Source organism: Achromobacter sp. F4_2707 (assembly GCF_047501535.1).
Taxonomy (GTDB): domain Bacteria; phylum Pseudomonadota; class Gammaproteobacteria; order Burkholderiales; family Burkholderiaceae_B; genus Yanghanlia.
Genome location: NZ_JAZDRJ010000005.1, coordinates 187,719 through 214,592, shown reverse-complemented (window position 1 = coordinate 214,592; position 26,874 = coordinate 187,719). Strand labels below are relative to the sequence as shown.

Genomic DNA, 26,874 nt, shown 5'->3' with positions numbered 1-26,874 from the left:
TGTTGGCGACCTTGCAGCGCTTGGGTATCGTACCGTCATTTAGCCGCCCGGCAGTCAGTGACGACAATCCCTATTCCGAGGCGTTGTTCAGGACACTGAAATACACACCGGCGTACCCAAAGAAGCCGTTTGCGTCGATTGACCAGGCCCGCCAGTGGGTGCTGCGCTTCGTGACCTGGTACAACACGGAACATCGCCACAGCGGCATCAAGTTCGTGACGCCTGCGCAACGGCATTTTGGGCAGGAGCACGCAATTCTTGAGCGCCGCCGTAGCGTCTACGAAGCAGCGAAACGCGTTACGCCGCAGCGTTGGAAAGGCCGCCATACGCGTGACTGGAACCCGGTCGGTGAGGTGTGGTTAAACCCGCCGAAGGAACATGCCGCAGCGCCTCAAGAATTGAATCACGCGGCATGAAGAAAACGGACATCATTGTTGACAAACACCGGGGGAGCGCCATCATCAATTTTGTAGCCAAAACTCTGGTCGGCTCCTTGCTGTGGGATCTAAACATTCAGCAAGCCATAGAGTTGCCGAATATGGGCAGCCGCAATCGTGCGACTGAAATTGAACGGGGTACGGGCTTAAACCGGGTAATCGCCACGCTCAAAGCCATGGGCCACGAAGTGCGAGAGGTGGATTTCCCCAGTGGCTTGCACGGTGTGATGTGGTTACCGGATAGCTTGCAAGGTGGCGCTGATCCCCGTCGGGAAGGGTTGGCTGCAGGGAAGTAAAAGGGCGTGAAGTTGCCGCGACTTTATGTCGCGGCAACAGGTGTGGATGGCTTAATCCAGTACGGGAGCCATTAAAAGAAGAGCTTGATCCGGGCTGTTGGAAGCCGTTTCAAAGAATGTGGAAAGGGTGACGGGCCGGTTCGGTTGACTCTTTAAAGTCAGGCTCGATGATTTCCCATGTAGAAATTTTCCAATCGCCTTGCAGCTTGACTCGGCCTTGGGAATATTTCTAAACCGGGTATCTGCTGCCTTCTTGCAAGCGTCTACCTGATCATCAATGGTTTTCTCGTAAATTTTGTCCCGAGCCTTATCCGGGTTTTTCTCGTCAAGAGTTACGGGAATCTCGTAGCGTTTATGTAAGGCGATGGCGCGTTCTACATAGCCGTCGTCTTTCACACTGGCTTCTGCTTTGCGTACGCCAACTGAGCCCAGCGCTTCGAGTGCGCTTTGAGCACCCAACATCCAGATAGGTGTGCCAAATAATGAAGACGAGCCAAACATTGAGCCGCTACTAAAAGCGTTCATGAGGTTTTGCCGCATATTGGAAACGACCTTGATGTTTTCGAGTTCCAGGCTTACCTTGCCTTCCAAGGCATTGGGTTGCTTGAAAGCAATCTCGACCTTGCCTTCATCATCGCGTAAATCGAAATCCCATTTGGCATTCAGTGAGAACGGTGGGGCTTCACTCATGCCGCTAGCAAGCAGGTATTCCGTATCGGCCAATGGGCTCAGGCCTTCAGCATTCGCGATGTTTTTTGCTTGCAAGCTTATGCTTTTTTTGTTTGCGGTATTGGTGAAGTCGTCGATCTCTACGTTATCGATGGTCGCCACGGTTTTACCCATGACGTTAATAGAGAGGTCTGTGATTTCTACTTTGCCAAACGGAGAAGCAGACAAGTCTCGCCAATGGACGTTCTGTCGGATGTTGTACTCGTCTAGAACCTCATAGAGAGCATCTTCAGCGCGGCTTGTCGCTATGTTGGATAACACTATCCAACCGATCAGGGCTGCGGCAGCAACGCCGCCGCCGATCGCCAGGGCCTTTGTTCTGGAGTTCATTTTTCTGATGTCATTAAATTTAGAGTTGGCCTGCCTTTTCGATAATCTCCTGAGAGATTTCAGGCGTCCAGTCCGGTTCGCCAAATTGCCTACGGGCGGCGGACAACGGTTCAATCAGGTCTGTGCAGCCTTTTTCTGCGCACGGCGTGATGTTGTCTGGCGTGGCAGACACCAGCGTGAGCGGTAGGCCTTCACTGTCGCGACGTCGGGTATCGAGCGTGCTTTCGCCCTTGACGAGATACCAGTTCTTTTCCAGCGAAGAGTGGCCTACCAGTCGCAGATCGTAAGGCCAGTTGGCTTTTGCGTCGCCGCCATCTGAACCGTTTACGTACACGATCAGTTGGACATCGACAGCCCGGCCTTTCATCATTGTGGCGTAACCGCTGCGGCCAAACAGGTTGAACGAGGCATCTTTCTGAAGATTCGCCAGTGCGGATTTGGGGTCTTCGTAGGCTTTGACCAGGGTTTCATACGCGTGAAGTTTGCGTTGCGCCTCGTAGCTCGCTCTTTGCAACGCCTGCCGTTTTTCAAAGGCAAGTCGTTGCTCTTCGCGTTGCTTTTCATAGGCGAGACGTTGTTCTTCGCGGCGTTTTTCTTCAGCCTCTCTTTGGTCACGCTCGAAGACGTAATTACGCCCTCGATTGAGGCTGAATTGCCAGTCGCCGGCACGTTGATTGCGGCGATCCACACGACGGCTTGAATCGATCGTGTATAGAGCACCGTTCAACTGGTTCTTCACCATGCCTTCTTCATACTTGTCGAAGAAAGCCAGACGAGCGTGTGAGGTGAGGGGGAGGGCACGGGCATCAAGCGCTTGAAGCGCGCCCGAGATGGCTGCCTGGATCTGAGCTGCATCGCGAAAGGCTTCAACATTCGCTGTCAGCGTGTCGACTTGCGGGTCAACATACCACACCCCAATCCCTCGGTAATTACGCAGTTCGGTGCGCAAAAAATAATAGGATTGGGAAGCCGCGTCGGCGCCTAAGCTCAGCCATAATTTATCTGTGCCGTTGGTGGCGGCCAGCGAAGCCTGTTGAACAGGCTGGTTGAAGGGAACGCCGTCTCTGAGCCACACTTTGTTCGTGCGGCTGATGATGGAGCCGTCAGAACGTTGCAAGATAAGCTGGCCTTCTCCGGTGGCCATACCATTCGCATCGCACGTCATACCTTCCGATAAAAGCGAGAGGTATTGTGCGTTGTCGCCCAGCTGAAAGCGGCTTAGAACCGAGCAACCGTTTTGATCTTTCAACACAGTTAGGAAATTCTCTGCAGTACGGATGTGTTGATCGCCTTCAGGCTTCCAGCCATTGACTTCAAAAGTGGCGGGCGCAGGAGCAACAGGAGGCGCTGCAGCCGCAGGAGCAGTAGGAGCCGCTGGAGCCGTAGGCGCTGCAGCTTGGGCGGCCTGCGGTGCGGCGGCGACAGTGGCTGGAGCAGCAGGGGCAGCAGGAGCTGCCGCTTCGGCGGGACGCTGTGCGGCGGCAACATCCACAGGTGCGGTGGGTGCTGCTGCGCTGGCGGCCACTGCGGCCGAGGCGGTTGTTGCTGAGGCCGCAACCTCCGGCGCTGCTGCTTCCGCCGTTGATGCCGCGGGTGCGGATTCTGAAGTTTGTGGAGCCGCCTGCTGTTCGGTTGTTGTGGCAACTTGCGTACTGGCGTCAGGGGTGACAGACAGCGCCCAATTCGTGGCTTTAGAACTGATACCACGGGCGAGTGTTTTCCCTTGCGAGTCCTGACTTGTCCACGAGACGCTATCTGCGACGGCACATTGCTGCGCAAGCAATGCGCCAAGCTTTGGCATCAGCGCGGCCAGCCCTGCCGGGTTGGGGGTGCTTTGATAGGAGACGCGCAAATCGAGATGGGGTGAGCACCAGTTCTTGCCTGCATCATGCTCAACAAAGATTTCGATTTGTTCAGCTTTGGAAAACGCCAGGCGATGGCTTTCTGCATGCACCGGGCCACTTGCAAATGCGGCCGTAATTGCAAGGTAAAGAAGTCGAGTTTTCATGTGTATTGACTGTTTAGCCGATTTGCCAAGCGCCATCTGTTGCCTGGCAGGCGTCTACTGTTCGCGAATCTGTCCCTTTAGCTGTCTTGATGTCATATTGAACCGTGCGGCAGGTTGTCTGCACTGCGACGTTCTCGACGACGGGAGAAGTCGGTTCAATGGCATCGAGATCGAACCCCTGGACTTGGGCATCGGCAAGGGTGAGGCTGTCCAGATCGGTAGCCTGATCGGCGGTGGCGCGGGCGACTGGTCCGACGAGCGGCGCATGAACATAGCCGATGGTCACGCCTTGGCGGCCAACAGCAATCCAGTTGTTGTCTGTTTTACCCAGTGCGGTGAAGGATTGCCCCACGCTGAACCCCCCAACTTTTTCTGCCGAAGTATTCGGAGCAGCGCGCAGATTCGCGGAGCGCAAGGCTTGGTAGGGTTGATTGATGACAGAGAGGTTGTCGACTCGGGCGATTCGCGCCGAGCGTTTAACGGTTGCAGTTTGTGCCACCTGCTTTGAGGAGACGGGTTTGATTGTGGCGGTGGCGCCGCTGTGATCAGACGCCCATGCAACCGATTTGCCGCTTTCCAACGCTTGTTGCGTACTGAGGGCAAGAGCCTCTTGGTCTTTCTTGTCGAGATTTGAACCTATCCAGTTTCCGAGTGCACCGCCGGCCAGCGCGGCAGCAATGATGGCGACTGTACGACCTGTGCCTCCTCCGATTTGCGAGCCAATGAGCGCCCCTCCCAGCGAGCCGATGACGGTTCCGATCGATTGCTTGGAACCCCATTCGCCGGTGGTCGCGCAGCCAGAGAGACCGACGGAAGCGATGGTGAGAGTCGCCAATACCTTTTTGCTCTTTAACATACAGCTATGACCTTCTTTTTGAATCGCAGACTGTGCTCAGAACAGCCTGCGCAATGTGAGTTGCGCCGCACAATGCAGCGGCGACATATTAGCGTACGTTTGTTAAGGGGTTCAATGTTAATGAGAATTGTTTTTATTTGTCGGGTCTTTTGGCTGTGGCGGGAAGCTATACACTGCGCATCGCCGGGGCCGATAAAGCGACCAAAACTTCGCGTCCAATTGCCATGCTGGCAGTTAACCCGGGAGATTCAATGCCAAACAGGTTGACCAACCCGGCAACGCCGTGTGTGCCGGGCCCGGCAATGAGAAAATCCGCGGCGGGCTGGCCGGGGCCGACAATTTTGGGTCGGATGCCGGTGTATCCCGGTTGCAGTGCGCCATCGGGCAGGTCTGGCCAGTACTGCCGCACGGCGGCGTAGAAGCTGTCCGCCCGGCTTGGGTCGATATCGTAGTTTTCGTTGTCGACCCACTCCGTATCGGGGCCGAACTTGGCTTGACCACCAAGGTCTACCGTCAGGTGTACGCCAAGCCCTGCGTGATCGGGCATAGGGTAGATAAGGCGGCTGAAGGGTGAGCGCCCTGACAGGGTGAAATAACTGCCCTTGCAGTAGTGAGCAGTCGGAATCAGAGCGGAAGGTTGCCCGGTCAGGCGCTGGGCAACAGAAGGTGCCGACAAACCTGCAGCGTTGATGACGCAGCGGGCGGTAAGTTCCATCGCTTCTGCGCCTGCGAAAGACAGTAGAAATTCGCCATTTTCCAGCACCCGGCCTTTTTGGAAAGGCGTGAAAAATACGCATTGGGCGCCAGCGTTTTCCGCATCGCCCTGCAAAGCCAGCATCAGGCCATGGCTATCAACAATGCCGGTGGAAGGCGACACCAGGGCGGCGTCGCAAACCAAGGCCGGTTCCAGCTCGCGTGCCTGAGCACCACTGATCTGGTAGAGGTCGGTTACGCCATTGAGCCGCGCTTGCTGGGCGATGTCGGACAGCTTCTGCGTTTGTTCTGGGGACGCAGAAACAATCAGCTTGCCCAAGCGCTGGTGAGGGATGCTCCTTGCGGCACAGTACTCATAGAGCAACTGTTTGCCTTCCACACACAGCTGTGCCTTGAGGCTACCCTGTGGGTAATAAATGCCGGCATGAATCACTTCAGAATTACGGGCGCTGGTTCCTGTACCAATGCCTTCTGCGGCTTCTACAACCAAGGTTTCCCGACCCGCCATGGCGAGCTCGCGCGCAACCGCCAGACCAACGACGCCGGCGCCGATAACGATACAGTCTATGTCTGCCATATAGGTACTTTTATATACAGAAGAGGTCGGGCGGTTTAGCCGGCCTTGTTTGTCTAATGCCCGGAAATAGGCTCAATGGTAGGGGTGAGGTCAAAATCGCCGGCGTGGTAAACCAGGGGTTGACTGTAGCGTCGCTCGCAGTGTTCGACCTGGCCGACAAAGATAGTGTGATCGCCTGCCGGATGCTGAGCATGGTTGAAACACTCAAACCAGGCAGCGGTATCCGGGTCGGCCAGCATGGGTGCGCCGTTAGGGCTGCGTTTGATCTTCAGCCCGTGAAAGCGCTCTTCTTGTGTGCCTTTGGAAAAACGTTTGGCCAGAAGCAATTGGCTGGCGGACAACACATGAATGACATAGCGCGGCGCTGCCAAGAAATGCGGTAGCGCCGAGGCTTCCTTCGATAGCGACCACAACACCATTGGCGGTGAGAGTGAAACGGAATTGAAGGAACTGACTGTCAGCCCCCAGGGGCGGCCGTCGGCCGTTTCCGTTGTGACGATGGTGACGCCGGTTGCAAAGCGCCCAAGGGCAGAACGGAAATAGCGCTGATCGAAGTCTGGGGGGGAAGGTTTCATGAGCGATTCAAAAGTTGTGCGCAGTAAGCGCGGGACGGCCAAGCTTCATGGAGCCAGCCGCTCTAAGGCCCAGTTGGAATTATCCTGCAATCGATAGACCAGGCGGTCGTGCAGGCGCGATGGGCGCCCTTGCCAGAATTCCACATAATGCGGGACGACGCGATAACCACCCCAGTGAGGTGGGCGAGCCGGGTCGTCGCCCATCGAGCTGGTGAGCTCGGCATTGCGACTTTCCAGGGCATTGCGGGTGATGGGCTGGCTCTGGGGGGAGACCCAGGCGCCAATGCGCGAGCCTAGCGGGCGGCTGCGATAGTATTCGTCGGATTCTTCCGCAGAGGTTTTTTCGATGCGGCCTTCTATACGCACCTGGCGTTCTAGAGGTTGCCAGAAAAACAACAGACTGGCGTGGGGGTGGGCCGCCAGATCGTGGCCTTTGCGCGACTCATAATTGGTGTAGAACACAAAACCGCGCTCGTCGAAACCCTTGAGCAGCACAATGCGGGCCGAAGGGCGCTGATCCGCGCCGATGGTGGCCAGAGTCATGGCGTTGGGCTCGGGCACGCCGGCTTCCAGTGTTTCGGAGAACCAGCGGGTGAACTGCTCGGTGGGCGTGTCGGCCATGCCGGTTTCCAGGAGTTCGAATTTGCCGTATTTTTGGCGGATATCAGCGACGGACATGAACGGTTTCTCGGTGGCGGAATTCAATAAAAAAGAGCAGGCAGTATCAGGCTTTCCGCAGGCGTAAGGCGAGAGCGGAAAGTCGTTTATCAACAATATTATGGTTCATGAGCGCATCGGCCGTCTCCAGAACATAATCAATGCATGGCCCGTAGGTGCCATGTGCGTTGCGCACAATTTCCAGCAGGTGGTCTTGCGGCAGGTCGCGCACGTAGGCATCGTTGTTGCGATTCATGGTGAAGGTCAGCGCACTGATGTTGCCGTGGTCGGTGCGGCAGTTCAGCCAACGGGGTATATAAGCGCCGCTGGGCATTTCACGGCGCCACAGCGCTTCCATGATTTCCGGCGCTTGGTCGGGGTTGATGCGAAACACCACGCCGCGGCATGAGCCCCCGATATCCAGCCCAAAAACTAGGCCAGGTTTTTCTGGTGTGCCGCGATTGACGCGCGACCACAGGCACAGTGCGCGGTGGTAGCCGTACAGCAAGGCGTGGCGCCGTTCTAAGTAGTCGAACTCGGGCCGCCATATGAGTGAACCGTATCCGTAGATCCAGATGTCTCGCCCGGGTGGCAACGCAGCCATAGTGGCTTGCAACGAGGCTTGCCTTTCGGCATTGGTGAGCAGCCGGAAACTGGAGGCTGCGGGAGCGGTGATAAGGGGCGACTGTGTATCCACTTTCCGTAGGCGTGCGCAGAGAAGCAAAAGTTCGTAGTGATCTATTGTAGAGCAGCTAAAATCCAGTCTCTATGGATAACAATTGTTTTATCGACGCCGAACGCCGTTTCGGTGGGCTTGACCGCCTTTACGGTGCGGGCGGTTTTGCGCGTCTGCGCGAAGGCCATGTCGTGGTGGCCGGAATTGGCGGCGTGGGTTCCTGGTGCGCGGAAGCACTGGCGCGTTGTGGTGTGGGCAAGCTGACCCTGATCGACCTTGATCATGTCGCTGAATCCAATGTCAATCGCCAGATCCATGCACTAGGCAGCACGTTGGGGCAGTCCAAAGTTGCAGCCATGGCGCAGCGTATCGCAGATATCAACCCCCACTGTGTAGTGGAATGCGTGGACGATTTCGTCTCGCCAGAGAACGTGCAGGACGTTGTGCCCGACGATGCGGATGTCGTGGTGGATTGCACGGATCAAGCGTCAGCCAAAATCGCGCTGATTCTGCAATCCCGCCAGCGTAAACAAGCGTTGGTGGTGTGCGGCGGAGCAGGCGGTAAAACCCGCCCCTTGGCGTTACGTAGCGGCGATCTCTCACAGGCCGTGAACGATGCTTTACTGTCTCGGTTACGCAATACCTTGCGGCGTCAGCACGGCTTTCCACGTGGGGCGGATGCGGCGGGCAAGGCGCTTAAGCGGGTGCCCCGCATGGGGGTGCGGGTATTGTGGTTCGACCAGCCCGCCATTTTGCCCGCAGCCTGGTCTGCTGAAACGCAAGCTGCCGGGGGCACGGGTGCTCCACAGGGGTTGTCCTGCGCGGGCTATGGCTCTGTCGTCATGGTAACGGCTGCCATGGGTTTGGCTGCAGCCGATGAGGCGACGCACTGGCTGTTGCATGGGCAATACACCCCCGCCATCACTTGAGTTTTTACCCTTGGCGGCAGGGGGCAATAATCACGCCATCGCACCAGCCACGCAGGGCGTTGGAGATGCGGATGGCCTTTGCCTGCAGGAAGTCCTCGCGGGTAATGCGGGCTTCTGACACCAGCCCTGCACGCAGCAGCGCTTGGCGCTGAACGCCGGGTAGGGCGCCGCTTTCCAGATTGGGGGTCAGCCATCTGCCTTGCGCGTTTTGCATATACAGGTTGCTGCGGCTGCCTTCGCACATTTCGCCCGCGTCATTCCAGTACAGCACATCGAACACACCCGGGTGTTCCGCCAGCCATTGCGCTGCCCCTTCATACCAGGGGCGGTGGGTGGTCTTGTGCAGCAACCAGTCTTGCGCACCGCTCATGCGGGGGCCTTGCACTACTACTTGCAGCGGGGGCTTCGGTGGTTCAAGCGGCGCGGTTTCCAGATTCAGGTCGCCGTTGGCTGAAAGCAGCAGACGCAGCCGCCACCAACACCCGGCATCCAGGCCGGCAGTGGCCTGTGTGATGCGCTGGCGGATCTCCTGCTCGGATGGACAGGCGTAGCCCAGCGCGGCGCTGGAATCTTGCAAGCGCTCAAGATGGCCGGGCAGCAAGGGAAGGAGGCCTCCGGGCTCCATCCGCATGGTTTCAATGAGGCTGGGCGGGGCGGCAGGTTCGGAAGCGGTAGGCGGCCTTGCTGCAGCAGCCTGGCCTTTGCGCAGCGTCATGACTTGGCTTCCTTCATGAACTCATGCAACGCCGCGCCGGTATGTGATTGCTTGCGCCTGTCCATGAGGTGTTCCGGCGCGCCTTGAGCCACCACCTGCCCGCCTTCGCTGCCGCCTTCCGGGCCGAGATCAACAATCCAGTCGGCTTCGGCAATGATGTCCAGATTATGTTCGATCACCACCACGGTGTTGCCCGCATCCACCAGCCGGTGCAGCACATGGATAAGCTTTTCCACGTCGGCGATGGAAAGGCCCACGGTGGGCTCGTCCAGCACATACAGAGTGTGCGGCAGGCGCGAGGCGCGGCCCCCACGAGTGATGCCTTCGTCCAGCCGCGCCTTGGCAAGTTCGGTAACGAGCTTAATGCGTTGCGCTTCCCCGCCCGACAAAGTGGGTGATGGCTGGCCTAGTGTCAGATAACCCAGGCCGACATCCTGCATAAGCTGCAAGGGGCGCAGAATGCGCGGGTGGGCGGCGAAGTGGCCAATGGCGTCGTCCACTTCCATAGCCAGCACATCGCCCGCAGACAGATCGCGCCACGTCACATTCAAAGTGTCGCGGTTGAAACGCTGCCCTTCGCAGGCGTCGCAGGGCACTTTGATGTCTGGCAGAAAGGACATTTCCAATGTGCGCAGGCCCTGGCCTTCGCAAATGGGGCAGCGGCCCTGGCCGGTGTTGAATGAAAAGCGAGAGGCCGTCCAGCCGCGTAGCTTGGCGTCGCGGGTGCTGGCGAAAAGTTTGCGTACGTCATCCCAGAAACCTACATAGGTGGCTGGGCAGGAGCGGGGCGTTTTGCCGATGGGCGTCTGGTCGACTTCCAGCACGCGTTCAATGGCTTCCCAACCGGTAATCTGCCGGCAACCGCTCCAGGCAGGTTCGGCGCGCTCGCTGACTGCGCGGAAAAGATTCTCCAACAGTACTTCGCGCGCCAGGGTGGACTTCCCTGAGCCCGACACGCCGGTAACAACGCTGAGGCGGCCGATTGGTATGCGGGCGGAGGCATCGCGCAGATTGTGCAGCCGTGCGCCGTGGACTTCGATCACAGGGGTGTCGGCGTCAATATCACGGCGCGGCCTGAGCGGGTGTTGAAGTGGCTGACGCAAATAGCGCCCGGTAAGGGATTGCGGGTGTTCCATCAGCTGTTGCACTGTGCCCTCAGCGACTACCGTTCCACCCCGCACCCCTGCACCCGGCCCCATGTCGATCACATGGGAGGCGCGGCGAATGGTGTCTTCGTCGTGTTCCACCACCACCAGCGTATTGCCATTGCCCTCCAGCAGAGCGAGCGCATCAAGCAGTATGCGGTTGTCGCGCGGGTGCAGGCCGATGGTGGGTTCGTCCAGCACATAGCACACGCCTTGCAGGTTGGAGCCTAGTTGGGCCGCCAGGCGGATGCGCTGGGCTTCGCCGCCGGAAAGCGTGGGTGCGGCGCGATTCAACGCCAGATACCCCAGGCCCACTTTGAGCATGAAGTTCAGCCTGCCGCGGATTTCGTTCAGGATGTCACGGGCGATTTCCCCTTCACGGCCTCGCAGGACCAGCCCAGTAAAGAAGGAACGCGCTTCGGTGACGGGCAGGCAGGCCAGTTCAGCGATGGAGCGGTCACGCCAACGCACGGCCAGCGACACGGGGTTGAGCCGTGCGCCATGGCAGCTTGGGCAGGCTTCTTCCGTGCCTTCGTAGCCTGCGTTCCAACTGGTTTCCTCACCGGTTTGTTCAGCGTCAAAACCCGCCAGTTTCTGGCCTGTGCCATAGCAGCTCGTGCACCACCCATGCTTGGAGTTGTACGAAAACATGCGTGGGTCGGGCTCAGGAAAGCTCAGGCCGCAACTCGGGCAGGCGCGTTTGGCCGAAAACTGCTGGACGGTGGCATCGGCTGACACGCCTTGGGCACGGCGTTCGTCCAGTGTGGCGGCTTCTTTAGTCAGGTCGATCAGAATGCTCAGCGTGCCCTGGCCGTGCTCCAGCGCAGTCGAAACGGCTGTGCGCAGTTCGCGCTCATTGCGCGCGTCCACGATGAGATCAGCCACCGGCAGTTCTATGGTGTGTTCCTTGTAGCGATCCAGGCGTGGCCAGGGGCTGATTGCGATGAACTCGCCATCCACCCGCAAGTGGCTGTGGCCGCGTGCGCCGGCCCATTTAGCCAAGTCGGTGTAATAACCCTTGCGGGCTTTCACCAGCGGAGCGAGTACGCCGATATGGCGGCCCGCGTAGTGCTGCATGATATGGGCGACAATTTGCTCGGCCTTTTGCGGCTCGACTGGAATATCGCAGTGCGGGCAGTATTGCGTGCCCAACTTCATGTATAGCAGGCGCAGGAAATGGTGGATTTCCGTCATGGTGGCGACGGTGGATTTTCGCCCCCCACGGCTGGTGCGCTGTTCAATCGCCACCGTAGGCGGAATGCCGTAGATGGCGTCAACATCGGGCTTGCCCGCAGGTTGCACGATGGCGCGGGCATACGCGTTGAGCGACTCCAGGTAGCGCCGTTGGCCCTCGTTAAAGAGGATGTCGAAGGCCAGGGTGGATTTCCCTGAGCCCGATACACCGGTAATAACCGTAAACGTGTCGCGCGGAATACTGACATCCACGCCTTTCAGATTGTGTTCCCGTGCGTTCAGTATGTCGATATTCTTCTGCCCGGCGCGGCGGCGTCGCAGAATGCTTTGCAAGGGGCTGCCGTCGGCATCGTCATCAATGTGGTTGGCGTAGGTGTGTGCCGGTTCGGCGACGGAGTACGGGGGAGTGGCCGCTAATGTCGCACCGGCCTGATGCCCGGCCGCCTCTGCGCCGGCTCGGATAATGGTGTCGGCGTACTCTTTCAATGCCTGGCCGGTGTGGGATTCTGTAATCGCCATCAAATCGTCAGGTGTGCCGGCCCCCACGACTTGGCCGCCTTGTTCGCCGCCATTCGGGCCAAGGTCGATCACCCAGTCCGATGCGCGCACGACATCCAGGTTGTGTTCGATAACCAGCAAACTGTGGCCGCCCGCAAGTAGTCGACGGAAGGCCCGCATGAGCCGCGCCACATCATCGAAGTGCAGGCCGGTGGTGGGTTCGTCGAACAGGAATAGTTTGCCCTTCACTGCCAAACCTTTGGCGTCGGACTTGGTTTCCACCAAGTGGCCGGCCAACTTAAGGCGTTGCGCCTCGCCGCCCGACAGCGTGGGTACGGGCTGACCCAGGCGCAGGTATTCCAGACCGACGTCGGCTAGGGGGGCCAGAGCACGCTGGACATCACGCAGGCCGGAAAAGAACTCCAGCGCTTCGTTGACTGTCATTTCCAGCACTTCATCGATGGATGCCGTGCGGCCCAAGTGCTCCAACCTGACTTCAAGGATTTCCGGGCGAAAGCGCTTGCCGTCGCAATCCGGGCAGCGCAGATAGACGTCGGAAAGAAACTGCATTTCCACGTGTTCGAACCCTGTGCCGCCGCAGGTGGGGCAGCGCCCGTCGCCGCTGTTAAAGCTGAACGTGCCGGGGGTGTAGCCGCGTTGCTTGGCTAGCGGTGCCTGGGTGAACAGCTTGCGGATGGCATCAAAGGCGCCGACATAGCTGGCGGGGTTAGAACGGGCAGTTTTACCGATGGGGGTTTGGTCTACCAGTGTGACATCGTAGAGGCGGTCATCCCCCAGCAGGCGGTCGTATTCGCCCGGTGCGTCGGTGGGCCGCCCCAGTTTCTTCAACATGGCCGGGTAAAGGACATCCTGAACCAGGGTGGACTTTCCTGAACCCGATACGCCGGTAATGCACACCAGGCGGCCTAAGGGGATGTAGACGGAAATATTCTTCAGGTTGTTGGCGCGCACACCTTCCAGAATCAGCCGGGGGGTGTTGTCAGCCACAGGCTGCGGGCGCGGCGCTTCCACGCTTAAGTGGCCCCCTAAGTAGCGGCCGGTCAGGGTGTTGGCAGAGCGCAGGGTGTCCGGTGAGCCGTCGAATACGATTTGGCCGCCGCGTTCGCCCGGCCCCGGCCCCATGTCGATAATTCGGTCGGCTGCCACCATGACTTGCGGGTCGTGCTCCACTACCACCAGGCTGTTGCCGTTATCGCGCAACCTGTGCATGACCTGGACGATGCGATGCATGTCGTGCGGGTGCAGGCCGATGGAGGGTTCATCCAGTACGAACAGCGTATTCACCAGCGACGTGCCAAGCGCCGTTGTGAGGTTAATGCGCTGGACTTCGCCCCCGGATAAAGTGCGGCTCTGGCGGTCGAGCGACAGGTAGCCCAGGCCGACATCGCATAGAAACTTCAGCCGGGCCCGCACTTCGGTGAGCAGCAGATCCAGCGCGGCATCCATGCGGGCGCCGAATGTCAATGCATTGAAGAAGCTACGCACGCGCTCAATGGGCAGACGCATGAGGTCGTGCACGCCCAGCCCGGGCAAGTTGTTTAAGGTGTCTTCAGACCAGCGTGCATGGACGGGCAGAAAACGCGGGCGCCCGCCTTCGATGTCGGGCGACAAGTGGCCGCCCAGCCGCCATAAGGTGGCATCCGGCTTCAGGCGGGCGCCGCCGCAGGCCGGGCAGGGCGTGTAGCTGCGATACTTTGAAAGCAACACGCGCACGTGCATTTTGTAGCTGCGCGACTCCAGCCAGTCGAAAAAGCGTTGTGCTCCGTACCACTGGGTTTTCCAGGCAACGTTGCCCCCCTTCCAGAGCGGGTCGCCCTGGATCACCCATTGCCGTTCGTGTTCATCCAGGTCTTTCCAGGGCGTATCCAGCCGCACGCCAGCTGGCCCTGCATAGCGTTCGAGCTCAACCTGGCATTCCTTGTAACTGGGTGTCTGCCAGGGGCGCACACAACCCTCTCTCAACGTTTTACGCTCGTCGGGAACCACCAGGTCGTAGTCAATGCCCATAACACGCCCGAAACCGCGACAGTGTTCGCACGCGCCCAAGGGGGAATTGAAAGAAAACGTGCTGGGCAAGGGAGTGCTGTATTCGATATCGCACTGGGCGCAATGCAGCCGGTTGCTGTAGCGCCACACAGCAGCGTCTCCGCCTTCGTCGTTTAGAGCATGAATGGTGATATGGCCGTCGCCTTGCTTAAGGGCGGTGTCGAGCGCCTCCATGACGCGCTGCGCTTCGGCGTTGCCATAGCGGAAACGATCTTGCACCACATGCAGAATACGCTGTTGTTCCGTTTGTGCGGTTTTTTTGCCGCCGCCTTTTTTGGCGTTTTTGCCATTTGAGACGGGCTCCACCGGGCGCTCGCGGGTTTCTTCGTGATGAATGCGAACATAACCCTGCTGGTCGAGAAAGCCCCGGACTTCTTCCTCGGTGAAATTGGCAGGAATCGCGATGGGGAACGTGATGACGAGACGCGGGTCACCATGTTGGCCAGCCTGTAAGGCGAGATCTTGGCTGATAGATTCCGGGTCATCGCGCTTCACAGGGCGTGCACAGCAACGGCAGAACAGCTTTCCCAGACGTGCGTAAAGCAGCTTAAGGTGGTCGTTGAGCTCCGTCATGGTGCCCACGGTGCTGCGCGAATTCCGCACCGGGTTGACTTGGTCGATTGCAATGGCGGGCAATATTCCCTCTATCCGCTCAACCTGCGGCTTGTCCATGCGGTCAAGAAACTGACGCGCATAGGGGGAAAAGGTTTCGACGTAGCGTCGCTGCCCTTCTGCGTACAGGGTGTCGAAGGCCAGTGAACTCTTGCCCGAACCCGATACGCCCGTAATCACGGTGAATGTGCCGGTATCAAAGGAAACATCAAGATTCTTGAGGTTGTTCTGGCGGGCGCCGAAGATGCGGATGTGGGAGCTCATGGGGTAAATGATAATGGTCTTTTCGGGTGTGGCGGGTTTTGGGTTAAAATGGCGGATTCGCCCCCAGTTTATCCACAGGCTGTGTTCTAGCCAGTCTGGTTGTGGCAAAGATTCATAGCGGAGATCATCATGGCAGAAATCAAACGTACGCGTCGTAATACCCTTGAACGTCGTTGCCTGGGCAAGGCTTTCAAGCGTCTTTTCGTAGGCTCCCCCAAGGGCGTCTTCAAAATGCTCGAAAAAGTGAAGCGCGCTTAAGCTTGAAGTAAGTATCAGGCGCTTAGAACATACCTTTCTTGGCGCCGCCTGCTTGCCATTTTTTACAGCTTCCCCAGGGGGAGGCCTGTGGCTAATTGTAAGTTAGGCAATTAAAACCGTAGATTCACATCTGCGGTTTTTTTTTGACCTATTATCGGCTCATTGCCAGCCTTTTTTTTGTGTCATGTCATCAAAAAGCCCCCTGTTCACTGTCGTGACGCCGACGTATAACCGGGCCCATACTCTGGGCCGGGTCTATGCTTCTTTGCGCGAACAGACATGGCAGGATTTCGAATGGGTTATCGTCGATGACGGGTCGACTGACAGTACCCGGGCCATGGTGTTGGAATGGCAGCGCGAAGCGCGTTTTCCCATCCATTATGTCTGGCAGAAAAACCTGCACAAGAAAACAGCGTTCAATCGTGGTGTGCGTAAGGCGTCGGGTGAACTGGTCGTGGCGCTGGACAGCGACGACACCCTGGAAAAAGACGCCCTGGCCTCCATGATGTCAATCTGGCACGGTATTCCCGAAGAAGAACGTGACCGCTATGTGGCCATCACGGGGCTTTGCGCCCGACCAGACGGCACCATTGTCGGTGATCGTTACCCTCAAGACGTTGTGGATGCCACGGCCCTGGACATGACGTTCAAATATCATGTGTCGGGGGAAAAGTTCGGCTGTATGCGGACTGAAGTCCTGCTGAAGTTTCCTTTCCCTGAAGAAATTGCCGGCTTTGTTCCCGAAAGCCTGGTGTGGCGGGCGATTGCGCGGGCCGGGTACATGACCCGGTTTGTGAACAAGGTGTTCCGCGTTTACTACGATAGCAGCGATTCTTTGTCGCGCCAGCGCGATGGTCACCAACACGCCTTGGGGCTGTGGTTGCTGGCGCAGGATACCGTGGTCGAATGTTTGCCCTGGTTCCGTTACCGGCCACGTGCTTTCCTGATGGCGGCAGCGCGTTACACGCGTTTCTACCTGCACTTGCGGGCGGCCAGCTTGCCGCAGCCGCGTGGGCGCAGCTTGAAAGGGGCGGCGTCACGTTTGCTGGTGTATGCGATGTGGCCGGTAGGAGCAGCGCTATACATGCGCGACCGCGTGCGCATGTAAGGTGTAGCGGGTTAATGCAAACGTTTTGATGCAGGCGGCAGGCTGTCCAAAAGCTGATCCATGCGGCGGGCTTCGTCGTCTTGTTCAGCGTCTTCTTCGTCGATGCCCTCGTCATCGTCGTCCGCCGGGGGCTCCAGATTGTCGTTGCTGACATTAAACGGCAGCAGTTCCCGGAGGTCGTTGCCGGCCTCATATTCCTGATGCAGCGGCTCCACCTTCATATAGCGCCCGTCTTCTTCATCAGATAACTGGATGATCCACAAGCATTCGCAGCTGTAGACATCGTTGCCGGCGCCCAGGCCGCCACGGTTGCCTGCAAAGCGCGCACCGGGGCCGCCCAACTGTATGACCACCATGGCCTCTTCGTCGACTTCATCGTTGACATCCAACGGCACGCCGAAGGCAACCCACTCGGCGCCTGTGTCTTCACTATCCATGATTTCGGCAATGACTGGCTTGCCCATATAAGCGCTCATGGCGTCGGCGGTGTGGCCAATTAGTTCGATTTCTTCCTGGGTGAAGGTCAGATCAGGTACAGAGGTCATTTGCGGCTTCCTTTATTCACACCCTCCATTTTAGTGTGCGAATCGTGGCAGGCGGTTCTCACGGCACGCTTTCGTTTTGTTGTGTCGTTTCGGGTGCTAGGCGGGCATGAAATGCGGATGTCAGGCATTTTCCACTGGCCCGGCCTACAATCACAATTACTCTTGATCATCCGGCGTGCCGCTGGTGGCCGCCTTTTCAACTTTTTTCTGGTATATGGCCCAATACGTCTTTTCCATGAATCGCGTGGGCAAAATCGTGCCGCCCAAGCGTCAGATTTTGCGTGACATCTCTCTTTCCTTCTTTCCCGGCGCCAAAATCGGCGTGCTGGGGCTGAATGGTTCCGGCAAGTCCACCTTGCTGCGCATCATGGCCGGCATTGATACCGAGATCGAAGGGGAAGCCATCCCCATGCCGGGCATCAAGATCGGCTATTTGCCGCAAGAGCCGGTGCTTAACCCCGAACACACTGTGCGCCAGTCGGTGGAAGAGGGCTTGGGCGAAGTATTCCAGGCCCGCAAACGCCTCGATGAAGTTTATGCCGCCTATTCCGAGCCGGACGCCGATTTCGACGCATTGGCGACCGAACAAGGCGAGCTGGAAGCTATTATTGCCGCAGCTGCGTCCAGTGGTTCCGACGATATTGAACATCAGATGGAAATCGCTGCCGATGCCTTGCGCCTGCCGCCTTGGGACGCTTCCGTAGCCAATTTGTCCGGTGGTGAAAAGCGTCGCGTGGCGCTATGCCGCTTGCTGCTGTCCAAGCCGGATATGCTGCTGCTGGACGAGCCCACTAACCACCTTGATGCGGAAAGCGTGGAATGGCTGGAACAGTTTCTGGAGCGTTTTCCGGGCACCGTGGTGGCCGTCACGCACGACCGCTACTTCCTGGATAACGCCTGCGAATGGATTCTCGAACTTGACCGGGGCCATGGCATCCCTTGGAAGGGCAATTACACCTCCTGGCTGGAACAAAAAGAAAATCGCCTGAAGCAGGAAGAGGCGGCGGAATCCGCCCGCCAGCGCACCATCCAGAAAGAACTCGAATGGGTGCGTCAGAACCCCAAGGGCCGGCAGGCCAAGGCCAAGGCCCGCATGTCGCGCTTTGAGGAACTGTCTTCGCACGAGTACCAGAAGCGCAACGAGACTCAGGAAATCTTCATCCCCGTGGCTGAACGCCTGGGTAATGAGGTGATTGAGTTTGTGAATGTCAGCAAGGCATTCGGTGATCGACTGCTCATCGATGACCTCAGCTTCCGTATTCCGGCTGGCGCCATTGTCGGCATCATCGGCCCCAACGGCGCGGGCAAATCTACGTTGTTCCGCATGATTGCCGGACAGCAACAGCCCGATAGTGGTGAAGTCAAGATCGGCCAGACGGTGCAATTGGCCTATGTCGACCAGTCGCGCGATAACCTGCCCGACGACAAAACCGTGTTTGAAGCGATTTCCGACGGTTCCGACCTCATTACCGTGGGGCGTTTTGAAATGCCTGCGCGGGCCTATCTGGGGCGCTTCAACTTCCGCGGCGGCGACCAGAACAAGACGGTGGGCAAATTATCCGGCGGTGAACGCGGACGTCTGCACTTGGCCAGCACCTTAAGCAAGGGCGGGAACGTTCTGCTGCTTGACGAACCTTCCAACGACCTGGATGTCGAAACCTTGCGTGCGCTGGAAGATGCTTTGCTGGAGTTTGCAGGCACGGTTCTGGTTATCAGCCACGACCGCTGGTTTCTTGATCGTATTGCCACGCATATCCTGGCTTTTGAAGGCGATTCCCAGGTGGTGTTCTTTGAAGGTAACTACCAGGAATACGAGGCCGACAAGAAGCAGCGTCTGGGCGAAGAAGCCGCCAAGCCGCGTCGCCTGCGCTACAAGCCGTTGAAATAACCCACCCGAAAACCACCCGCAACAGGAGGCCCCACCATGCAGAAACCCCGTATTCTTGCCGCTCACGACTCCATGGTGTTGCTGGTCGATATGCAGGAGAAAATGTTGCCTGCCATCCACGACAGCGATCTGCTGGTAGCACGCGCTGAGCGCTTGCTATCAGCCGCCCGCATCTTAGGCGTGCCGGTGGTCGCAACAGAACACTGTGTTGAGAAAATCGGTGCAACAGACCCGCGTCTGGCGGGTTACACCGATTTGGTTCTGTATAAAGAACACTTCAACGCCACCCGTGAAACGGGGTTTGTGGAGCAGCTTCCGGTGGGGCGCCACAATGTGGTGGTAATTGGCACGGAAGCCCATGTTTGCGTACTGCAGACAGCATTGGGGCTGGCTCAGGCGGGTCTCACGCCCTGGTTGTTAAGCGACTGCGTGGGTTCACGCCGTGAAAGCGACCGGGCGGCTGCCTTGCAGCGCTGGCTTGCCAGCGGCGGCAATGTGGCCAGCAGCGAAATGGCCATGTTCGAGTGGCTGGGTTCGGCGCGTCATCCACAGTTTCGCGATGTGCTGGCCCTTATCAAGAATATTCCTGAATAGACCGGCCTTTCACGGTGGCAGATACAATTGTTTCTGCTACTTACTACTTGGGTGGTTTTCGAAAACCCTTCGAAGTACATCCTGCGGTAAGGTATCCACATCGATTTAGCAACATGGAGTACCAAAATGAAAACGCAAAAGCTAGTTCGTTTGGGCGCGGTAGCGATTCTGGCTGTCACGATGGCAGGCTGTTCCAGTTGGGACAGCATGAGTAGCCGTCAAAAAGCCACGGTAACCGGCGCAGGCATCGGTGGTGTGGCCGGCGCAGCCATTTCGGGTGGCGGCGTGCTAGGCACCGTAGGTGGAGCTGCCATTGGCGGCGTCATTGGCGACCAAGTTGGCAAGCGTTAAAGGCTGCTAAGCCACGGTAATCTCCAAGGCTGCAGAGTAACTTCCCCTCGCCGGTTCTTTACGAGCCGGCTTTTTTTTGCATGAATTATCATGTGGCCTTGATCAAGCCCGGCATCGTGGGCGTTGCAGGGCAGGGGAAAGGAGCAAGACAGCAGTGCTTACATCAACAGGAGGCGACGCCTGGCTGGCTCGCCGCGAAGCATGGCAGGCCCGGGCTGAAGACGCACGCGAGGCGGGCGACATCGATTACGCTCGGGTGATTCATTCAGCATCGTTCCGGCGCTTGCAGGGCAAGACGCAGATTCTTAACCTGGGCGACAGCGACTTTTATCGCACCCGCCTTACCCATTCTCTGGAAGTTGCGCAGATCGCTTCCGGTTTGGTCAAACAAGTGGCCAAGAGTCACCCGCAGCACCTGGCAACGGCTGTATTGCCGGATCGCAGCCTGATTCAGGCGATTGCCTGTTCCCACGACTTAGGCCATCCTCCCTTCGGTCATGGCGGTGAGGTAGCCTTGAATTACTGCATGCGTGAGCATGGCGGCTTTGAAGGCAATGGCCAGACGCTGCGTTTGCTCTCGCGGCTGGAGAATTTTTCTGAAAATGCCGGCGCCAATTTATCGCGTCGCGCTTTATTGGGGGTTTTGAAGTATCCGGCGGCGTATTCAAAGCTGTATCAGCCCGGTTTGGCGCCCCGCTTGCTGGATCGCCATTCGTTTCTGCGCTCTATCGACGTTTACGCCTCCACACCGCCTAAATGCTATCTGGATAGCGAGCATGATGTCGTCGAGTGGATATTGCAGCCCCTGGGCGCCCGGGATAAAGATGCCTTCATTTCGTGGCAACCGCGTGAGGGCAAGCATGGCCGCACCCTGCATCAATCGCTGGACTGCAGCATCATGGATGCCGCCGATGATATTGCCTACGGGGTACACGACTTGGAAGACGCCATTGCGCTCAGGCTGGTGGGTTCCGAGAGGTTTCGTGAGCAGGTGCCGCCTAGTGCCTGCGAAGCGTTTTTGAACACACTGAGTCAAAAATACCAAGGCGAGGCGCACGACCCCTACGACGCCATGGTGAATGGCTTGTTCGGCGATGGCAGTACGCGCAAGCGCTATATCAGCCGGCTGGTCAATTATTTTCTTATGGCCGCCCGCTTTGATGAAAAGCCGGAATTTGAAGAACCTTTGTTGCGTTACCGCTTGGTGCTTGACTCGGCCGCTCGCGATTTTCTCGGCGCCCTGAAGCAATTCATTATGGATGAAGTCATCCGTAGCGCCAGTGTGCAGCAGCTTGAGTTCAAGGGCCAGGGCATGGTGGTGTCGGTGTTTGAAGCTTTTGAATCAGAGCCCGAACGTCTTCTGCCCAGCGACATACTGGCGCGGTTTCGGCGCGCCGAAGGGTCGGCCCGCGTAATTTGCGATTACGTCGCAGGCATGACCGACATGCACTTGCTTAAAACCTATGAGCGCCTGTTTGCACCTCGCATGGGCTCGATATTCGACCGGCTTTGAAAGGCGGGTACAGCACCAGGTTCGGAGCAGTATGAACGGCGCACAGCAAAGCCTGTTTTGCACGGTGCCCCCAAGCCCCCGGCCTATCCCCGCAGGCTTTATCTCGTTCGTCCGGCCAAACCTTATTTTCCAGGCGGGGCGGTTTCAGGTTGCGGCATCTCAATTTTGACCTCCAGAACTTCCAGAGAGTCCTGGCGGTCAAGATTCACTTTGATGTCATTGGGGTCGATCTTCACATAGCGTGAAATGACTTCCACGAGTTCCTTCTGCAAGCGCGGCAGGTAGTCGGGCGTGACGCCCGTGCCGCGTTCGTTGATCAGAATCAGTTGCAGGCGGTCCTTCGCCACGCTTGCCGAAGTTTTCTTCTGGCCCAGCAGGAATGAAAGAAAGGACATATTTTATTTCCCCCCGAACAGGCGCTTGAAGAGTCCGGGTTTCTCGTATTCAGTAAAGCGCAGCGGCAGTTCTTCGCCCAGATAGCGGGAGATGACGTCTTGGTAGGCAGCCGCTACGTCGGTATCGCGCAGGTGGATGGCGGGAATCCCCTGGTTGGAAGCCTGTAGAACGGCTTCTGATTCAGGAATCACGCCGACCAGCTTGATGCGCAGAATGTCTTCGATATCCTGCAGCGACAGCATTTCACCGTCCGCCACGCGCTTAGGGCTGTAGCGGGTCAGTAGCAGGTATTCCTTGATGGGTTCTTCGCCCCGTTCAGCGCGCCGTGACTTGGCGGAAAGTATGCCCAGAATGCGGTCGGAATCCCTGACGGACGACACTTCCGGGTTGGTGACGACAATCGCGTCATCGGCGAAATACGAAGCCATAAGGGCGCCGGTTTCAATGCCGGCAGGGGAGTCGCAAATGATGTACTCAAAACCCATGTTGGCCAGTTCATCAAGAACTTTTTCCACGCCTTCCTTGGTCAGTGCATCTTTGTCGCGAGTCTGCGAAGCGGGCAGGATGAACAGGTTTTCCAGTTGCTTGTCGCGGATCAGAGCCTGGTTCAGCGTCGCTTCACCTTGGATCACATTGACGAAGTCATAGACGACGCGGCGCTCGCACCCCATGATGAGGTCAAGGTTGCGCAGCCCGACGTCGAAATCGATGACCACGGTTTTGTGGCCCCGCATTGCCAGACCAGCAGAAAAGCTTGCGCTGGTGGTCGTCTTGCCGACGCCGCCTTTGCCAGATGTCACCACAACGATTCGCGCCATGACGATTGAATTCCTATAGTTCGATAGTTTACGTAATCGTAAAGCAAAAAACGGCCGGCCCTCAGTTGGCCGACCCCCTTAGTTGCCCAATGATTCAATTTGCAAGCTTTCGCCACTGAGACTGATGATGGCGGGCTTGTTCTTCAGGGCCGGTTCAAGCCCGGTTTCAATGACTCGGTACACCCCTGCAATGGCCACGAGCTCCGGGTCAAGTTCAGTGGTAAAGATGCGTGCGTTGCTGTCGCCACGTGCGCCTGCCATGGCTTTGCCACGCATGGGCCCGTAAACATGGATGTTGCCGTCTGCGATCACTTCGGCGCCTCGGCTGACCATGCCGATGACGATGAGGTCGGTGCTGCGCGCATAGACACGTTGCCCAGAGCGTAGGGGACGGTTAACAATCATGGCCGCCGGGGCGGGTTCGGCAAGGGTTGGGGCAGGCTGTGACGCCGCAGCTTGTTCGCTAGGGGCCTCGGCCGCAGGCGTGCTGTTCGTTGCCTTTTCCGGAATGACGGCTGCTGCGGGAACTTCGTGTTCCGGAGCAGGAGCCGCGGCGGGGCGGGTGGGGGCGCCACCGAGTTCGACTGCGGGCAAGCCTGCAGCTACGGCGGCTTCGCGCTGCTCACCTGTGGCGACCACACCCACTGGATGCAGACTGTGCTCGCGTAAGGCCTCAATCAGCGTGGGCCAGTCGACTGGCGACTCGATGCGGCTGGCATCCACCACCACCGGTTCGTCTTCAAAAAAGGCGCCGGCATCGTTCATGCGTTTGGCCAGGGCGTCTAGCAGGGCGCTGGTGTCGGCTTCATGCAGAACAACGCGTATGGCGTACAGCGTGGCGCTTTTGAAGTCGAGCGGCTGCGCCCCCTTGCGTGGAGGATTCTGCTTGCTCACTTGTTCTTGCCCCATGAGTCCTTCAGGGTGGTGGCCCGATTCAGTACAGGGCGTTCGATGCTGGACTCTTCGCGATCGGCGGTGAAATAGCCCAACCTTTCGAATTGCCATGTCGCGCCGGGTTCCGCCTGTATGGAGGGTTCCAACCATGCTTGAACCACCTGGCAAGAGTCAGGGTTCAGGGCGGCGATGAAGTCTTGGTCTCCGGCATCGGGGTGGGGCTCAAGGAACAGACGGTCGTAAAGCCGGATTTCAGCGCTGATGGCTTCAGCAGCGTTCACCCAGGTGATATTCCCCTTGACCTTGACGGAATCCGCGCCCGGCGTGCCGCTTTTGGTGTCCGGTAGGTACTCGGCATGGACTTCAATGACTTCGCCTGCTTCATTCTTTACGAAGCCGGTGCATTCGACGATGTACCCGTACTTGAGCCTGACCTTATTGCCCGGGAAAAGCCGGAAGTATTTTTTGGGTGGTTCTTCGCGGAAGTCGTCGCGTTCGATCCAGAGCTCACGCCCGAACGAGAACTGGCGTACGCCGGCTTCGGGGTTGTGCGGGTTGGCAGGCGCCTGGCAAGGCTCGCTGCTGCCTTCCGGGTAGTTGGTGATGACCAGTTTGAGCGGGTCGAGTACCGCCACGGCGCGTGGAGCGATCGGGTCGAGATCGTCGCGTAAGGCTTGCTCCAGCACGCTGTAATCAATGCGTGAATCGGCCTTGGTCACGCCCAGGCGTTCGCAGAACAAGCGGATGGCGGCTGGTGTGTAGCCGCGACGGCGCAGACCAGCCAATGTGGGCAGGCGTGGGTCGTCCCAGCCATTGACGTGGCCGTCGCGCACCAGTTGCAGCAGCTTGCGCTTGCTGGTGACCACATAGCTGAGGTTCAGGCGAGCGAACTCTGTTTGCTGCGGCAGCGGGTGCAACAGCATGTCCAGTTCGGCCAAGCGCTCGAGAATCCAGTTGTAGAAGGGGCGCTGATCTTCAAATTCCAACGTGCAGAAACTGTGGGTAATGCCTTCCAGGGCATCTTCCACCGGATGGGCCCAGGAATACATCGGGTAGATGCACCATTGGTCGCCCGTGCGATGGTGGGTGGCGTGACGAATACGGTAAAGCACCGGGTCGCGCATATTGATGTTGGGCGAAGCCATGTCGATGCGGGCTCGCAGACACAGGCTGCCATTGGGGTGCTTGCCGTCGCGCATTTCACGCAGCAGTTGCAGGGACTCTTCCGCAGGGCGGTCGCGCCAGGGAGAGTCTTTGCCGGGCTCGGTGAGGGTGCCGCGCATGGCGCGGATTTCATCCGGGCTCTGTTCGTCGACATAGGCATGGCCGGCTTGCACCAGTGCTTCGGCAAACTCGTACATATAGCCGAAGTAGTCGCTGGCGAAATACAGGTTGTCTTCGTCCTGGAATTTCCAGTCGAAGCCTAGCCATTTCACCATGTCGATGATGGCATCTACGTATTCCTGCTCTTCTTTTTCGGGGTTGGTGTCGTCGAAGCGCAGGTGACAGGCGCCTTGATAGTCGTTTGCCAAGCCGAAGTTCAGGCAAATGCTTTTGGCGTGGCCGATGTGCAGATAGCCGTTGGGCTCTGGCGGAAAGCGGGTGCGGATACGCGCAGGGTCGGGGGTACCTTGCCTTTGCACTGAGGCCGGGCCGGGCCGCCCGGCCCACAATTTTTGCGCATGGCGGCCTTCAGCCAGATCTTTTTCGATAAGGGTGCGCAGGAAGTTGGAAACCGCGCCTGGGCTGGGTACAGAACTCATACAGGAAGACGCCAATACTTAAAAGAGAGATAAATGCCAAAGTAAGCATTTTGCCACGTTCGTCAAGGTTTGCCCCGCGGGCATGGTCAGAATGTGGCTTGTCGCTTTACACTGGCGGCCATTATGACCCACTTGGCGCTCTGGATCTCGCAGGCACAGTTTTTCGTGAGCCTGTCGTTCATGCTGCTTTTTCTCCTGCTGGAGATCGGCTTGGCGTGGGCGTTGGTGTATTTCAAGCTCCGCTCTCTGGGAGGCGATAGCCGCTGGTTGGAGGCCTATCGTTTCTGGGTACGTGTTTTCGCCATGGCGTTTATCGTGGCGTTCGGCGCGGCTGTGCCCGTGATGATCCAATTTGGCAGTTTGTGGCCCATGCTGATGGAGCGAGTCGGGAATGTCGCCGGCCCTTTGCTGGCTGTGGCAGTGCTGTCCGTTTTTCTGTTCAAATCCTGTTTCGTGGGCGTGATGCTGTTCGGGCAAAGGCATATATCGCCTCGTCTGCACGCGACGCTTGTGGTCGTGGTAGCGGCAGGGGTCACGCTTGCCACTTTGTGGCCCGTCATGTTGTTTGCTTGGCTGCGCACCCCTGCGGGGGCGGTGTATTCCAACGGCCAATACGTTGTGACCGACTGGTTCAGCGTGTTCTTCAATCCTTCATTCCCTTGGTATGCCAGCCTGCTCATTCTGCTAGCTCTAGCTATAGCTTGCCTGTTCATGCTGGGCGTGGCGGCTTTGCAGGGGGTATGGCGTGCTTGGGGCGAGCCGGAACAAGCCGTTTTCAATGTTTCGGTGCGAGCGGCGGTCATGTCATTGCTGGCACTGGCGGTGGTATCCATTCTGGCCGCACGCGCGCTGGCGGTTCATGAGCCGGGCCGGGCCGCCGCTGCAATGGGATATTGGCAGTCGGCAGGGCAGCCCAGCGTGGCGATTCTGGCGGTACCCGATGCACACGGTACGGGTGACCGTTGGGCCTGGCGATGGCACGGGGTAGGCGGCGGTTTTCTAGCCCGGGATGCTGACGGCGGTTACCGGGGCTTGGATCAGTTTTCCGGCATGGCGCCGCCCGCAGGGCTGACGTTCTGGACCCTCCGTCTGGCTGTATTGGGTACGGCAATGCTGTTGCTGGTCGCCGCGATCGGCTGGTGGCGTGTACGCGCCCACGGGGGCGATCCGCAAGCGCTGTCGCGGTGGCTTTTACATGCTTTGGTGCTTGCGGGTTTTGGCAGCGGGTTGGTGGCCGTGCTGGGCTTTGCGCACGTCTTTATGGGGGCTCATCCCTATGCTGTGGCGGGGACGGTGACGCAGAGCGAAGTGCTTGCCGATGTCTCTGTGGCCTCGCTACTCGCTGGGGGGCTGGCGTTGTTGGCCGTGTACATACTGTGCATGGCGGGTTTTCTCCAGTTGTTATGGCATTACATGCGCTATGGCGTAGTGCCTATCGCACGTCATCGGGGTCGAGCATAAGAGTAG

Annotated in this window: 24 protein-coding genes; 10 read left to right on the top strand and 14 right to left on the bottom strand. The window is 58.3% G+C overall.

The genetic code is table 11. The annotated features are described in order from the left end of the window. Together VRY85_RS07105 and VRY85_RS07100 are read left to right on the top strand one after the other, a co-directional pair. A partial coding sequence (locus tag VRY85_RS07105; protein WP_414597910.1) for an integrase core domain-containing protein occupies positions 1–416 on the top strand: 416 nt, incomplete at its 5' end. Beyond that, positions 413–733, top strand: a complete 321-nt coding sequence (locus tag VRY85_RS07100) for a gamma-glutamyltransferase (RefSeq protein ID WP_414597909.1) — start codon at positions 413–415, stop codon at positions 731–733. The genes VRY85_RS07105 and VRY85_RS07100, both read left to right, overlap by 4 nt. A 51-nt stretch (positions 734–784) precedes the next feature. Here VRY85_RS07100 and VRY85_RS07095 read toward each other — a convergent pair whose 3' ends face one another. From VRY85_RS07095 to VRY85_RS07065, 7 genes are all read right to left on the bottom strand, one after another. Continuing rightward, the gene (locus VRY85_RS07095; RefSeq protein ID WP_414597908.1) at positions 785–1,792 is read right to left on the bottom strand and encodes a hypothetical protein; all 1,008 of its coding nucleotides are present in this window, start codon (positions 1,790–1,792) and stop codon (positions 785–787) included. A 19-nt stretch (positions 1,793–1,811) separates the two neighbouring features. Further along, the gene (locus VRY85_RS07090) at positions 1,812–3,800 is read right to left on the bottom strand and encodes a hypothetical protein (protein WP_414597907.1); all 1,989 of its coding nucleotides are present in this window, start codon (positions 3,798–3,800) and stop codon (positions 1,812–1,814) included. Positions 3,801–3,813: 13 nt separating this feature from the next. Continuing rightward, a complete protein-coding gene (locus tag VRY85_RS07085; protein WP_414597906.1) occupies positions 3,814–4,656 on the bottom strand; it encodes an SH3 domain-containing protein in 843 nt (280 codons plus the stop codon). Between the two features lie 166 nt (positions 4,657–4,822). Continuing rightward, positions 4,823–5,947 carry an NAD(P)/FAD-dependent oxidoreductase gene (locus tag VRY85_RS07080; RefSeq protein ID WP_414597905.1) on the bottom strand — a complete coding sequence of 375 codons (1,125 nt, stop codon included), beginning with the start codon at positions 5,945–5,947 and terminating at the stop codon, positions 4,823–4,825. 53 nt (positions 5,948–6,000) lie between these two features. Continuing rightward, complete coding sequence (locus VRY85_RS07075) at positions 6,001–6,522, bottom strand: flavin reductase family protein (RefSeq protein WP_414597904.1); 522 nt, start codon at positions 6,520–6,522, stop codon at positions 6,001–6,003. A 45-nt stretch (positions 6,523–6,567) separates the two neighbouring features. Continuing rightward, the gene (pdxH, locus tag VRY85_RS07070) at positions 6,568–7,200 is read right to left on the bottom strand and encodes a pyridoxamine 5'-phosphate oxidase (RefSeq protein ID WP_414597903.1); all 633 of its coding nucleotides are present in this window, start codon (positions 7,198–7,200) and stop codon (positions 6,568–6,570) included. A gap of 46 nt (positions 7,201–7,246) precedes the next feature. After that, a complete protein-coding gene (locus tag VRY85_RS07065; RefSeq protein ID WP_414597902.1) occupies positions 7,247–7,876 on the bottom strand; it encodes a gamma-glutamylcyclotransferase in 630 nt (209 codons plus the stop codon). Positions 7,877–7,947: 71 nt separating this feature from the next. Here VRY85_RS07065 and VRY85_RS07060 point away from each other — a divergent pair, with 71 nt between their 5' ends. After that, positions 7,948–8,784, top strand: coding sequence for a ThiF family adenylyltransferase (locus VRY85_RS07060; protein ID WP_414597901.1), 837 nt, complete (start codon positions 7,948–7,950; stop codon positions 8,782–8,784). A 4-nt stretch (positions 8,785–8,788) separates the two neighbouring features. Here VRY85_RS07060 and VRY85_RS07055 read toward each other — a convergent pair whose 3' ends face one another. Both VRY85_RS07055 and uvrA read right to left on the bottom strand, forming a co-directional pair. Next, a complete protein-coding gene (locus VRY85_RS07055) occupies positions 8,789–9,499 on the bottom strand; it encodes an aminotransferase class IV (RefSeq protein ID WP_414597900.1) in 711 nt (236 codons plus the stop codon). Then, positions 9,496–15,279 carry an excinuclease ABC subunit UvrA gene (gene uvrA, locus VRY85_RS07050; RefSeq protein ID WP_414597899.1) on the bottom strand — a complete coding sequence of 1,928 codons (5,784 nt, stop codon included), beginning with the start codon at positions 15,277–15,279 and terminating at the stop codon, positions 9,496–9,498. The genes VRY85_RS07055 and uvrA overlap by 4 nt, the downstream gene beginning before the upstream one ends. 129 nt (positions 15,280–15,408) lie before the next feature. Here uvrA and VRY85_RS07045 point away from each other — a divergent pair, with 129 nt between their 5' ends. Together VRY85_RS07045 and VRY85_RS07040 are read left to right on the top strand one after the other, a co-directional pair. Continuing rightward, entirely contained in the window at positions 15,409–15,537 is a 129-nt protein-coding gene (locus VRY85_RS07045) for a hypothetical protein (protein WP_414597898.1), read from the top strand. Between the two features lie 184 nt (positions 15,538–15,721). Beyond that, complete coding sequence (locus VRY85_RS07040; RefSeq protein WP_414597897.1) at positions 15,722–16,645, top strand: glycosyltransferase family 2 protein; 924 nt, start codon at positions 15,722–15,724, stop codon at positions 16,643–16,645. Between the two features lie 11 nt (positions 16,646–16,656). Here the strand turns inward: VRY85_RS07040 and VRY85_RS07035 are convergent, their stop codons facing one another. Then, positions 16,657–17,190: a hypothetical protein gene (locus VRY85_RS07035; RefSeq protein ID WP_414597896.1), complete on the bottom strand. Its 534-nt coding sequence runs from the start codon at positions 17,188–17,190 to the stop codon at positions 16,657–16,659. A gap of 214 nt (positions 17,191–17,404) precedes the next feature. On the opposite strand from VRY85_RS07035, the gene ettA reads away from it, so the two are divergent. The 4 genes from ettA (at position 17,405) to VRY85_RS07015 (ending at position 21,536) form a co-directional block, all read left to right on the top strand. Beyond that, positions 17,405–19,078 (top strand): energy-dependent translational throttle protein EttA, encoded by a 1,674-nt coding sequence (gene ettA, locus VRY85_RS07030; protein ID WP_414597895.1) that lies wholly within the window; start codon positions 17,405–17,407, stop codon positions 19,076–19,078. 36 nt (positions 19,079–19,114) lie between these two features. Beyond that, complete coding sequence (locus VRY85_RS07025) at positions 19,115–19,672, top strand: isochorismatase family protein (RefSeq protein ID WP_414597894.1); 558 nt, start codon at positions 19,115–19,117, stop codon at positions 19,670–19,672. Between the two features lie 126 nt (positions 19,673–19,798). Next, complete coding sequence (locus VRY85_RS07020) at positions 19,799–20,023, top strand: glycine zipper 2TM domain-containing protein (RefSeq protein ID WP_414597893.1); 225 nt, start codon at positions 19,799–19,801, stop codon at positions 20,021–20,023. A gap of 154 nt (positions 20,024–20,177) precedes the next feature. Next, positions 20,178–21,536 (top strand): anti-phage deoxyguanosine triphosphatase, encoded by a 1,359-nt coding sequence (locus tag VRY85_RS07015; protein WP_414597892.1) that lies wholly within the window; start codon positions 20,178–20,180, stop codon positions 21,534–21,536. A 122-nt stretch (positions 21,537–21,658) separates the two neighbouring features. Here VRY85_RS07015 and minE read toward each other — a convergent pair whose 3' ends face one another. From minE to VRY85_RS06995, 4 genes are all read right to left on the bottom strand, one after another. Continuing rightward, positions 21,659–21,931, bottom strand: coding sequence for a cell division topological specificity factor MinE (gene minE / locus VRY85_RS07010; RefSeq protein ID WP_414597891.1), 273 nt, complete (start codon positions 21,929–21,931; stop codon positions 21,659–21,661). 3 nt (positions 21,932–21,934) lie between these two features. Further along, positions 21,935–22,750, bottom strand: coding sequence for a septum site-determining protein MinD (gene minD / locus VRY85_RS07005; RefSeq protein ID WP_414597890.1), 816 nt, complete (start codon positions 22,748–22,750; stop codon positions 21,935–21,937). Positions 22,751–22,828: 78 nt separating this feature from the next. Beyond that, a complete protein-coding gene (gene minC, locus VRY85_RS07000) occupies positions 22,829–23,659 on the bottom strand; it encodes a septum site-determining protein MinC (RefSeq protein ID WP_414597889.1) in 831 nt (276 codons plus the stop codon). Further along, on the bottom strand, positions 23,641–25,407 hold the full coding sequence (locus VRY85_RS06995; RefSeq protein WP_414597888.1) for a glutamine--tRNA ligase/YqeY domain fusion protein: 1,767 nt from the start codon (positions 25,405–25,407) through the stop codon (positions 23,641–23,643). The genes minC and VRY85_RS06995 overlap by 19 nt, the downstream gene beginning before the upstream one ends. Positions 25,408–25,530: 123 nt before the next feature. Between VRY85_RS06995 and VRY85_RS06990 the strand changes: the two genes are divergently transcribed. Next, complete coding sequence (locus tag VRY85_RS06990) at positions 25,531–26,868, top strand: cytochrome ubiquinol oxidase subunit I (RefSeq protein WP_414597887.1); 1,338 nt, start codon at positions 25,531–25,533, stop codon at positions 26,866–26,868. The last annotated feature ends 6 nt before the right edge of the window (positions 26,869–26,874 follow it).